Here is a 9,610-nt window from a genome sequence, read left to right on the forward strand (position 1 = left end):
ACAATATTGGTGATTTATGAAGCTGACAGACATGGCTATCAAACGAGCCAAACCCAAAGAAAAAACCTATACGCTGGCGGATGGTAACGGGCTATCTCTGTTAATTGATACTAATGGCTCAAAAGGTTGGCGGTATCGTTATCAGTTCGCTGGCAAAACTAAAATGATATCGTTAGGCATCTATCCTGTTATCACACTCACGGAAGCCAGAGCTAAACGTGACGAAGCCAGAAAGCTGGTTGCTAATGGAATTAACCCAAGTGAAGCCAGAAAAGCAGAGAAAACGGCAGCTATTAATCAAACAGAAAATACATTTAAGAACATTGCGCTCGAATGGTATAACGGCCGTAAGGATAGATGGTCGGTTGGCTACCGCGAAGATATGATGTCCGCATTTGAAAATGATGTATTCCCTTATATAGGTGATCGTCCAATTGCCGAAATAAAACCACTCGAATTACTGGAAGTCCTTTCTATTATGGAAAAGAGAGGAGCTACAGAAAAGTTAAAGAAAGTGCGGCAACGCTGCGGTGAAGTATGGAAATACGCAATTATTACTGGCAGGGCAGAATACAATCCCGCCCCGGATTTAGCGAGCGCCTTTGTTCCCCATAAACGTGAACATTATGCTCACCTTTCAGTAAATGAGCTGCCTGAATTTTTGCGTTCCGTTGATAAATATATGGGAAGTCAGATCGTTAGAGTGGCTTTGCGTATTCTTATATTAACGGGCGTTCGACCAGGGGAACTTCGCAAGGCTGAATGGTCAGAAATTGATTTAGATAAGGCGATTTGGGAAATTTCAGCCGAAAAAATGAAAATGCGTCGTCCCCATATCGTGCCACTGCCAGAACAAGCTATTAATTTATTGAAGCAGATTCAGCCTATCAGTGGTAGCTATCAATATGTTTTTCCAAGCCGTACAAATTATAAAAATCATCTATCTGATATGGCACTAAATACCATGATGAAGCGTATGGGGTATGGTGGTAGAGCTACAGGCCACGGATTCCGCCATACCATGAGCACCATCTTACACGAGCAAGGCTATAACACGGCTTGGATCGAAACACAGCTTGCCCATGTTGATAAGAACAGCATTCGAGGAACCTACAATCACGCCCAGTATCTGGATGGTCGCCGGGAAATGCTGCAATGGTACGCAGACTATATGGAAGTACTAGAACAAGGCGGAAATGTGGTGCATGGCAAATTTAAGAAACATGCTTAACTATATGAATAGACAGAGGTAATTTACTTTAGTAGACTATCCAAGACGTTAAAGAATAAAGCTATGCCTAGGCTGATCACCGAAACCCCGTACACCTCTACGGACTGGCATAGCTCCTACCAATAGAGGGTGTGAGGTGGCTTAATGCTGGTATTTGATGGAAAACCAATCAATTTTGTGAGTGTAAAAAGTTTTATCAAGACAGTTGAAAGAAATTTATTGGGGGCTGATATACGCGAAGCTGTTAGATGGATTAAAAAATATTTTTACCCTGATGGATATAATAGTTTTCGTACTCGGCATCGCCGTGCTCCGGTTAATCTTATAATGATAGATGAAGGCGAACGAGTTAATCTAGCTCCAGAAGGAATAACAAATCATTTATTATCAATGGCTGTTGATTATCCTATATTATTTAACGAAAGCTGTTACAACCGTTTTGGCTTTATAAAAGAAGAGTTGGATTATTTTTTTGAAAGTAGACAAATTAGTTTAGATTTTGAATCAATTAATTCATATAACGTGAAATTATGTGATAATAAAAGAGACGAACTAATCGTGGAATTAAAAAATGAGATCAATGCGATTAAAAAAAAATTCAGCAGATAATAGTTGTGACTCTATTTTATATTTAAATAAGTTCAGGGATGATGATCCTTTGGCACTCGCTATTGAAATAAGAAATAAAGAGTGGGCTGGATATGTGCACGATGATAAATCAACTAGAGGTAATCAAGAAAGTATAATATTAGAACTTACCAATAAAGGCCTCTCAAAAAAACAAGCTGAAAGCGTTGAACTAGTTGCATGCCCCATTAAAAGATAATTCCTGCCACCCTGAGGGTGATAAATACCAATTACCCTCACCCTAAGTACATTCAACTCTTACCCTAATGGCAATATACCCTGAACCCTAAAGATCTTGCTGTTAGGGTGTATTCTTATGTCAACATCGCTCTTGTAATTTGAACGTATACAGGAGTAAACAAATGGCTATTAACCTTATCCGCTTACCCGAAGTCCAGCGCAGAACTGGCTACGGAAAGGCATGGATCTACAAACTCATTGCAGACAATAAATTTCCCAAGCAAGTCAAAATCGGTACTCGTTCAGTCGCTTTTATTGAGTCAGAAATCGATGACTGGGTATCACAACGTATCACTGAGTCACGCGGTGAGGTGATGTAATGCCAAAATTCATATTACCGACCGACAAACAGCGAAAATATATTCTTTCTGCCTATGGTGAAATTGAAAGGCGAATAAGAGAACGGGAACGAAAAAAGATATCCGGTATTTCTCGCAGCCATTGCCATAAATTGGAGGGGTTAGGCTTATTTCCTCCGCGCTGTCATTTTGGGCGTAATTCCTGTGCATGGTTATTAAGTGATGTTTTATGGTGGGTACGTAATCCGCCAACAGTAGACAATGTAAATAACCCGTATAGCCGTAAACCAAATTAAGACAGGGTAAGCACATGAAAAAGAAAAATATGGCCTTAAATGGTCAGGGGCTTACCTACGCCCAAAATCAGACTAGCGGGATATTAGTTAATGGGTTGCCAATTGAATTAGTGAGTCAATGGATAGAGATATGGACTAAACAAAGTTTCGTTGTCTCAGTATCAAATGAGTTACGTCGCCAATATTACAAGAATGATGCGGAGTTTAGTTTAGCGATGCGTAAGGCTGGTTATGTGCCAGTTAGAACGAAAAAGCTCACAGGTAAAGAACAGCGATTCTGGCTCTATCGCGTGACAGGTAATGATAAGGGGTTGTCGACCAATAAATGCAATAAAATCAATAAGTTTATACCTTTTGTCCAGTATGCAAAGCGACCAATCAGAACCTTTGAACGCATTGCTGTAGATGGTCAGTGGCTCTACGTCTATGCCGATCACATTCGCTTTCTAACCAAGAAACGCCACCGTGTTGAGGGTGTTCGGGTTCAGGGTTACACAGCGAAAGGAATAGAGCTGAGAGAGGTGATGTGATGATCGTTATGTGCACAGACTCCTTGAGGCTAAGGAGTCCTATTGTCGTAGTCCTCACTTTGGCGGGTCACACATCGGCGAAATATTCCGCTGATGGGTATGCGAAAATTTTCGGACACCTACGGCAACTTATTGATTTTTCCGAGGGGGTCACTTTGACCGCCGAAAATATCGGTATGCAAATTGATGAATATTTGAACCAACGAAAATCGTCGATGCAAAATCCAATGTCCGAAAATCGGACTTTGTGCGTAACTGGTAGTTACTCACAAATGACGCTGTGCGTAAATGACATTTACTCGCAAAACTTGTGCGGCAGTCATGCTGACTCACAGAATTTGCACACCTCATTAAGAGGTGCACAAAATTTGCGACCGTCATTGAGTCAGGCGCAAAAAGAAAAGGATAGCACGGCGAATGCTACCCTTTGGGAACACGCATATTTGCGTCATGAACTAAATCAACTGGTTGGTTATTGCTCAGATGGTGACCTGGCTTTGCGCTGGCGGCGTTTGATCTCACCCTGTAATGCAGTGACGATAAATTGCGCCGTGCTTTCCCCCGGTTCCTTTAACGATTCTACGCTATCAGCTACCTCATGTGGTACTCGTGCGCTCATCTTTTGTGATTTGTTATTGACATTATCACGTGTCATTACTGGTCTCCGTATTTACTTATGGGTGCCAGTATACACAAAAATAATTCGGAAAAAAAGGTTGAAGTGGGTGCCAGTTTGTTTTTATACTGGGTGCCAGTTGGATGTTGCAGCATTCAATAAAAACAAAGCTCCGCTGGATTGCAGTCCACACGGAGCCTCTAACCAACAACCGTTAACAGGAGTAACGATTATGGCTGACACACAGCATAACCAAACTCGCCTCAAATTTACATTCCTAATTGCGTCAGGCACTCAACGGCTGGTGGATATTCACCCCGTGCGTCTTATCACTGTGTTAGCAGACAGTGAGATTGAAGCCCGTCTACTGGCAGGCATCTCTTCCCTGATATTCGTCTCTCGTCAACCGAGGGATATCGATACCCCTTTCAACCGTAGAGATATGTCTACCGTTCAGGGGGTGAATCATGCGTAACCCTGCCCCCCATGACTATTACACCCATAAGAACGGGGAGACCGTACAGGTGCTATCGATCGCCTTTAATCGCGTGACGTTTATCCGTGATGGCTACAACACCCCGTGCATCATGCCAATAAGCCGCTTCACTAAAGAATACACCTACGCAGGGAGAGCATGATTATGTCTGATATCTATAACCATCTGGTACGCAATAACTTTAGTGCTATGGACACTGAGGAACTGAAAGACTTACGCAAGCATTCCGATGGTGCGCACAGTGCAGTGATGGCGGCGATGTCTGCAATGGGGGAACTGGCTTTCTGGTCAGCCGATAATGAAAACTATGCAGATTGTCAGGCAAGGGACGATTTACGCCGTATCGGTGAAGCGCTGATGTATTTGCCACGGATCGCCGAAGCGCTGAATGACACAGCACAGCATGCGGATTTTGAAATTCACCACCGCGAGGGATTCCCCAAATGGTAAGCCATATTGATATCCGGTCAGTGAAAACAGCGGCGCAAAATCAGTGGGAAGGGTTGCTGTCTGCCTGTGGGGTGAATGTTCCGGAAAAGGGTAAGCATGGTGCTTGCCCGATATGTGGTGGAACTGACCGTTTTCACTTCATAGACGACCACGGAGACGGTAACTGGCATTGCCGCCAGTGTGATAACCCGAATCATGGCGATGGCTTTGATTTACTGGTCAGGGCGAAGGGGATCACGATTGTTGAGGCTGCAAAGGTGGTTGCTGATGCACTGGCATTACCCTTGCCAGAACCCAAGCCCGCCAAAGAAAAGCCCCAAACAGTAAAACCGATTGCAGAACGTGTCGCGGCGCTGGTTGCAACCTCTGTCACGGGTGAATCTCAATATCTGGTTAAAAAGGGGCTGCCATGCCCCAATCAGCGGTTACTGAAAGACGGTTCTTTGTTGCTGGTCACTCAGACTCTGGACGGCACAGTCACGGGCGCTCAGACCATTAAGCCGAACGGTGAAAAGCGCCTTGTCTCAGGGACGCAGAAAAAAGGCAGTTTTATCCCCTTATCGGCAATCACCGGAATACCAGACACGATCATCATTACCGAGGGGTATGCAACCGCCTTAACAGTGAGCCAGTTACATGAAGGTCGGGTACTGGCGGCGATTGATGAGGGAAATTTATCCACCGTGGCGAAACAGGTTCGGGAACGGTGGTCAGACGTGAAAATCATACTTGCGGCTGATAACGATTGGCACGAATCGGGGGAACTGGACAACAACGGCAAGCCGAAGAAGAACGTTGGCAAGATGGCGGCAGAGAAGACCGCCAAAGCGATTAACGGGTGGGTCACATTACCCCCGACAGAACACAAGGCCGATTGGGATGATTACCGTCAGCAACACGGTATCGAGGCAGCAAAGCAGGCATTTAGTGAAGGGTTGTATCAGGTGGGAGAATATATGGACAGTCATGCAAAAGAAAACCGCAGCAATAACAACGTAGAAACTATTTACCCTGCTCGTAAGACAACGCTACCCCTCTCAGTCGGTTCTGAGGGGTTTGATGCGCAGTTAGATTACGTTGTTAAAGGCGTAATTCCGGCGCAATCCCTGTGCAGTATTTACGGGGCAAGCGGGTCATATAAGAGCTTTCTGGCGGGATCATGGGGTTGTCATATTTCCACGGGTAAGGCATGGGCAGGCAAGCCCGTTGCTCAGGGTTCTGTAATGTATGTCGTGGGTGAAGGCGGGATCGGTGTGCCGAGACGTGTTAAAGCATGGGAAATCGTCAAGGGTCAGACAGTAGAGAATATGTATCTGGTGAATACGCCTGTATTTCCGGCCTCACCCGCAGAAGTCAATGAATTGGTGATTGCCACACAACAGGTCGAAGCCGAAACAGGTAAACCCGTTCGTTTGATCATTCTGGACACCTTAGCCCGTTGTTTTGGTGGCGCGGATGAGAATGATTCAAGGGATATGGGGGCATTTGTCCGGGGCTGTGACGAGCTGAAAGCCAAGACCGGGGCAAGTATTCTTGTGGTTCACCATTCCGGTAAGGACGAAAGCAAAGGCGCGAGAGGCTCAAGTGCTTTTCGTGCTGCACTGGACGTTGAATTCAAAATCAGCCGGGAGGGGAAAAAAGGCGGTGCATTAATTATCGCCTGTACCAAGATGAAAGATGCCGAAGAACCAGAAACCAAAGCCTATGATTTACGGGTTGTCGAACTCTTTACCGACAGAGACGGCGAAAACATTACGTCACTGGTTTTAATTGATAAACCCCGCGATCCGGTTGAAGAGGAAGAAATTGAATTCGTCGCCAATAAGACAGATAACCATACCGCGTTATGGCAGTGCATACGGTCACGTACTACCCTGAAAGAACCTTGTACTGTTGCCCTTATCCGTGATGATTTAAAAGCGATGGGCGTGAATGTGAAGAATTTCAGCCGCTGGTTAACCAAGTTAGAGCAGGACGGGATGATTATCCGTCACGGGCAGGAACTCACCATTGTTAACCAGAATAATGAAGATTAAAAAGTGAGGAGAAAAGTGAGGAGCGGTGAGGAGAGGGGGTTTACTGCTTACTAAATTCCTCACTTTTTTCGCATATATACAGAAAAAGTGAGGAGTACAAAAGATATTGATTTTTAAGGATAAAAAATCATGAATTCCTCACCTGTTTTCACAGTGAGGAAAACAAAAAGTGAGGAGAAAAGTGAGGAATAGGTGAGGAGGAAAAATCAGAGCAATGAGGATTAAAAGTGGGGAGAAAAATGGGGAATGGTGGGGAAGTAATAATTGGAGGTATCCAAATTCCCCACTTTTTCTGTATATATGCGGGGAAAGTGGGGAACGCTGATCGTATTGATTTTAAAGGATAAAAAAATACAAATTCCCCACCTGTTTTTGAGCCAGTGAAAATAGGTGATGGGGAAATAAATGGGTAATCGATGGGGAATGAAGTGTGTTAACAACGAATACCCATATCATATTTTCTTGAAATTGTGAGGCATAAAAATGAAGAAATCAGAAAAACAAAGGTACATTTTAAAACTCATGGTTATTGCTTTAAATGAGGCAATAAAAAAAGAACGCATAGACCTTAACGGACGATCCGAAAATAATCAGCAGGAAAAGAAGTACAGATATCAGGAACTGGTTATTGCTGGCAGGCGAACAATCATCAACTGGTTCGATGCGGGTCATGATGAATTGCGGATTAGTGTATGGTGGGACTATCAGCCTGAAATGATGCCAACGTGGAGGAAAAAATATATCCATGACTGCGAGCCAACAACAGCCACACCACAAGTAGCCAGACGATTTTTTAGGCATATACTGGGGGCATGTGGTAGCTGCTACTTTGAGAGGAAAACAGGAAAATTTATCATTGGGGGTGAGGGTGAACAATTTTTTGAAGTTTATGTCAATGAAGATTCTGTTTTTTGTCTGAACAGCATTCCAGCGGAAGAGCCGCAAGGATATAGCACTCATGGATGGATCAATGAGTAGAAAAACGGAAAAATAGAACAGGTATAAAAATGAAACGAATTCAAGAGTTAAAAGAAAAAGTCAGTGAACTGGATCGCTTATTAGATTTAGGATATCCAAGATATCGTTTTGATAAAGAAACCAGTGAAGAGATCAGCCAAAAAATTACAGTATTGAAAGATTCAGCTTCACAGCTTTCTAATCAATTAAGAAAACAGTACGCTAATGGTGAGTTATCAAAATTTGAAATGGCTTTTATTGAACCTGCCATATCAGACGCTTATATGAAAGGAATAGACAAGATACGCAGAGGCGCTAAACCTAGTCAAGTTGTTCATGGATACATAGCTGAGACGCTATCAACATTAGAGTATTGGATAGGCGTTATCGAAGAATGCCAGAGTAAAGATTTGTAAACATTCCGTCCTCATGTTTCCCCTTGTTTAGACCTCTTGTTTAGAGGTCTTTTTTATTATTTTTCATGGTGTTAAATAGTGATCGCTGAACCATGTAGGCTCATCTTGATTTCAATTGCTCTGTAGCAAGTCCTCAAAGGCGGTAGTGCTAACCCGTTACCGCTTCCTCAAACCTGCATGACAGCGAACCCTTAACCTACATGCAGAGGCACCATGAAGAAATTACTTGAATTACGCCAGCAGAAAGCAACTTTCACCGAACAAATGTGCTCGCTGCTCACCCAAGCCGAAACTGAAAAGCGCTCACTGACCGAAGATGAAGCCAAACAGTTTGACGAGCTGCGCAGCCAGTCCGACGCCCTGAATACCGAAATTGCCCGTTATGAGGCATTGTCTGATGAAGAACGCAGTCAAGCGAAGACCCAACCGACCAATGACACCCTCAGCAATGACGAACTGCGCCATTATCTTCTGACCGGAGAAACGCGCACCTTGTCCACGGGCGTCCCGTCAGACGGTGGCTATACCGTTATCCCCGAACTGAATAAGCAGATCATGCAGCAATTGGCTGATGAGTCGGTCATGCGCCGGATCTGTACCATCAAGACCACTCGCAGCAACGAGTATAAGCAACTAGTTTCGGTGGGTGGCGCAGCGGTGGCTCACGGCGAAGAAGGCAAAGCACGCGGTGAAACCACGACGCCGAAGATGGAAGAGGTCAGCATTAAGCTGTTCCCGATTTACGCTTACCCCAAAACCACCCAAGAGATTATCGACTTTAGCGATGTCGATATTTTAGGCTGGTTAACCTCAGAGATTGCAGATACGTTTGTTGATACCGAAGAAACGGATCTCGTGAGTGGTGACGGTAGCAAGAAAGCGAAAGGCTTCCTGTCTTATCCCCGAGATCTCCAAGCTGACAAGGTACGCGCTTTCGGCACGCTGCAAAAGCTGGAAGTCGCCAGCCTTGAAGCCGATAGCCTGATTGACCTGAAATTCCTGCTCAGGAACAAATACCGCAAGAACGCCGTGTGGGTGATGAACTCCACGACCGCCGCCAAAGTACAGAAGCTGAAAAACGGCAACGGGGATTATATCTGGCGCGAGCGTTTACAGGCGGGTGATCCTGACATGTTGCTGGGCTTGCCGGTTCACTATCTTGAATTTATGCCGGAAGGGGTGATCGGTCTGGGTGACTTCAAACGCGGCTACTTCATCGTTGACCATCAAACAGGCACCCGTACCCGTCCCGACAATATCACCGAGCCGGGATTTTATAAGGTTTGTACAGATAAATATCTGGGCGGCGGCTTGGTGGACTCCAATGCAATCAAGGTGCTGGAAGTGAAAGCAGCCAGCAAATAAGTGAGAGGGGCACAGCGCCCCTTTTTTGTCTTGGAGTCTCTCAAATGAATG

Annotated in this window: 14 protein-coding genes; 13 read left to right on the top strand and 1 reads right to left on the bottom strand. The window is 44.7% G+C overall.

The window, feature by feature from the left end; all coding sequences use genetic code 11:
• Positions 1-16 precede the first annotated feature (16 nt).
• The 6 genes from Xbed_RS02305 (at position 17) to Xbed_RS02330 (ending at position 3,223) form a co-directional block, all read left to right on the top strand.
• The gene (locus Xbed_RS02305) at positions 17-1,231 is read left to right on the top strand and encodes a tyrosine-type recombinase/integrase (protein ID WP_086111326.1); all 1,215 of its coding nucleotides are present in this window, start codon (positions 17-19) and stop codon (positions 1,229-1,231) included.
• Between the two features lie 144 nt (positions 1,232-1,375).
• The gene (locus tag Xbed_RS02310) at positions 1,376-1,840 is read left to right on the top strand and encodes a hypothetical protein (protein WP_086111327.1); all 465 of its coding nucleotides are present in this window, start codon (positions 1,376-1,378) and stop codon (positions 1,838-1,840) included.
• Positions 1,812-2,057: a hypothetical protein gene (locus tag Xbed_RS02315; protein ID WP_086111328.1), complete on the top strand. Its 246-nt coding sequence runs from the start codon at positions 1,812-1,814 to the stop codon at positions 2,055-2,057. Before Xbed_RS02310 ends, Xbed_RS02315 begins: the two co-directional genes overlap by 29 nt.
• Positions 2,058-2,220: 163 nt before the next feature.
• Positions 2,221-2,418 (top strand): helix-turn-helix transcriptional regulator, encoded by a 198-nt coding sequence (locus Xbed_RS02320; protein ID WP_086111329.1) that lies wholly within the window; start codon positions 2,221-2,223, stop codon positions 2,416-2,418.
• Positions 2,418-2,693, top strand: coding sequence for a helix-turn-helix transcriptional regulator (locus tag Xbed_RS02325; RefSeq protein WP_086111330.1), 276 nt, complete (start codon positions 2,418-2,420; stop codon positions 2,691-2,693). The genes Xbed_RS02320 and Xbed_RS02325 overlap by 1 nt, the downstream gene beginning before the upstream one ends.
• Before the next feature lie 14 nt (positions 2,694-2,707).
• Positions 2,708-3,223 (top strand): hypothetical protein, encoded by a 516-nt coding sequence (locus Xbed_RS02330; protein WP_086111331.1) that lies wholly within the window; start codon positions 2,708-2,710, stop codon positions 3,221-3,223.
• 472 nt (positions 3,224-3,695) lie between these two features.
• Here Xbed_RS02330 and Xbed_RS02335 read toward each other — a convergent pair whose 3' ends face one another.
• Positions 3,696-3,878, bottom strand: a complete 183-nt coding sequence (locus Xbed_RS02335) for a YlcI/YnfO family protein (RefSeq protein ID WP_086111332.1) — start codon at positions 3,876-3,878, stop codon at positions 3,696-3,698.
• Positions 3,879-4,071: 193 nt separating this feature from the next.
• Here Xbed_RS02335 and Xbed_RS02340 point away from each other — a divergent pair, with 193 nt between their 5' ends.
• The 7 genes from Xbed_RS02340 (at position 4,072) to Xbed_RS02370 (ending at position 9,559) form a co-directional block, all read left to right on the top strand.
• Entirely contained in the window at positions 4,072-4,314 is a 243-nt protein-coding gene (locus Xbed_RS02340) for a hypothetical protein (protein WP_086111333.1), read from the top strand.
• Positions 4,307-4,477 carry a DUF4222 domain-containing protein gene (locus tag Xbed_RS02345; protein ID WP_086111334.1) on the top strand — a complete coding sequence of 57 codons (171 nt, stop codon included), beginning with the start codon at positions 4,307-4,309 and terminating at the stop codon, positions 4,475-4,477. The genes Xbed_RS02340 and Xbed_RS02345 overlap by 8 nt, the downstream gene beginning before the upstream one ends.
• A 2-nt stretch (positions 4,478-4,479) precedes the next feature.
• Positions 4,480-4,785, top strand: a complete 306-nt coding sequence (locus Xbed_RS02350; RefSeq protein WP_086111335.1) for a hypothetical protein — start codon at positions 4,480-4,482, stop codon at positions 4,783-4,785.
• Positions 4,779-6,821 carry an AAA family ATPase gene (locus Xbed_RS02355; protein ID WP_086111336.1) on the top strand — a complete coding sequence of 681 codons (2,043 nt, stop codon included), beginning with the start codon at positions 4,779-4,781 and terminating at the stop codon, positions 6,819-6,821. Before Xbed_RS02350 ends, Xbed_RS02355 begins: the two co-directional genes overlap by 7 nt.
• A 483-nt stretch (positions 6,822-7,304) precedes the next feature.
• Positions 7,305-7,799, top strand: a complete 495-nt coding sequence (locus Xbed_RS20095) for a hypothetical protein (RefSeq protein ID WP_244182386.1) — start codon at positions 7,305-7,307, stop codon at positions 7,797-7,799.
• 29 nt (positions 7,800-7,828) lie between these two features.
• Positions 7,829-8,194, top strand: a complete 366-nt coding sequence (locus tag Xbed_RS02365) for a hypothetical protein (protein ID WP_086111337.1) — start codon at positions 7,829-7,831, stop codon at positions 8,192-8,194.
• A 213-nt stretch (positions 8,195-8,407) separates the two neighbouring features.
• Positions 8,408-9,559, top strand: a complete 1,152-nt coding sequence (locus Xbed_RS02370; protein ID WP_086111338.1) for a phage major capsid protein — start codon at positions 8,408-8,410, stop codon at positions 9,557-9,559.
• The last annotated feature ends 51 nt before the right edge of the window (positions 9,560-9,610 follow it).

The sequence above is a fragment of the Xenorhabdus beddingii genome (assembly GCF_002127545.1).
GTDB lineage: Bacteria > Pseudomonadota > Gammaproteobacteria > Enterobacterales > Enterobacteriaceae > Xenorhabdus > Xenorhabdus beddingii.

Bases quoted from the DNA above. Each gene is read 5' to 3' on its own strand.
- Xbed_RS02305 (WP_086111326.1), top strand. From the start codon at position 17: ATGAAGCTGACAGACATGGCTATCAAACGAGCCAAACCCAAAGAAAAA.
- Xbed_RS02310 (WP_086111327.1), top strand. From the start codon at position 1,376: ATGCTGGTATTTGATGGAAAACCAATCAATTTTGTGAGTGTAAAAAGT.
- Xbed_RS02315 (WP_086111328.1), top strand. From the start codon at position 1,812: ATGCGATTAAAAAAAAATTCAGCAGATAATAGTTGTGACTCTATTTTA.
- Xbed_RS02320 (WP_086111329.1), top strand. From the start codon at position 2,221: ATGGCTATTAACCTTATCCGCTTACCCGAAGTCCAGCGCAGAACTGGC.
- Xbed_RS02325 (WP_086111330.1), top strand. From the start codon at position 2,418: ATGCCAAAATTCATATTACCGACCGACAAACAGCGAAAATATATTCTT.
- Xbed_RS02330 (WP_086111331.1), top strand. From the start codon at position 2,708: ATGAAAAAGAAAAATATGGCCTTAAATGGTCAGGGGCTTACCTACGCC.
- Xbed_RS02335 (WP_086111332.1), bottom strand. From the start codon at position 3,878: ATGACACGTGATAATGTCAATAACAAATCACAAAAGATGAGCGCACGA.
- Xbed_RS02340 (WP_086111333.1), top strand. From the start codon at position 4,072: ATGGCTGACACACAGCATAACCAAACTCGCCTCAAATTTACATTCCTA.
- Xbed_RS02345 (WP_086111334.1), top strand. From the start codon at position 4,307: ATGCGTAACCCTGCCCCCCATGACTATTACACCCATAAGAACGGGGAG.
- Xbed_RS02350 (WP_086111335.1), top strand. From the start codon at position 4,480: ATGTCTGATATCTATAACCATCTGGTACGCAATAACTTTAGTGCTATG.
- Xbed_RS02355 (WP_086111336.1), top strand. From the start codon at position 4,779: ATGGTAAGCCATATTGATATCCGGTCAGTGAAAACAGCGGCGCAAAAT.
- Xbed_RS20095 (WP_244182386.1), top strand. From the start codon at position 7,305: ATGAAGAAATCAGAAAAACAAAGGTACATTTTAAAACTCATGGTTATT.
- Xbed_RS02365 (WP_086111337.1), top strand. From the start codon at position 7,829: ATGAAACGAATTCAAGAGTTAAAAGAAAAAGTCAGTGAACTGGATCGC.
- Xbed_RS02370 (WP_086111338.1), top strand. From the start codon at position 8,408: ATGAAGAAATTACTTGAATTACGCCAGCAGAAAGCAACTTTCACCGAA.